This window comes from Gilvimarinus sp. 1_MG-2023, from assembly GCF_030548285.1.
This window is the reverse complement of the sequence record NZ_JAUOSC010000909.1, coordinates 1-278: the sequence shown is the minus strand read 5'-3', so window position 1 is coordinate 278 and position 278 is coordinate 1. Positions and strand designations below refer to the sequence as shown.

At 59.4% G+C, this 278-nt stretch carries 1 protein-coding gene; it reads left to right on the top strand.

Going from position 1 to position 278, the window contains the following annotated elements; translation table 11 throughout:
• Window positions 1-83: 83 nt before the first annotated feature.
• The coding region (locus Q4563_RS19510) for a hypothetical protein (RefSeq protein WP_303605698.1) at window positions 84-278 on the top strand (195 nt) is incomplete at its 3' end.

The following is a 278-nucleotide window of genomic DNA, read 5'->3' as shown; positions in this document are numbered from 1 at the left end:
GCAGGCTTTATGTCACTGGCTCATACTGAAGCCGACATCGAGTACACCATTGCTGCCGCCGACAAGGTTATGGATGCACTGTGATGATCCTGGCCGCTCTCTGTCTGCTCGCTGCCGCGCTGGTATCAAGCTGGCAGAACCGTCCGGCAACGTCGCGCCAATGGCCAGGCTCGGCGGCTGGGCGTTTTACCGCCGGATTGATTTTGGTGGGTTATGGTATCACCTCGTTACTGACCGCCTGGCTAACCAGCGACGGGGTGCAACATACCGCCCTGCTG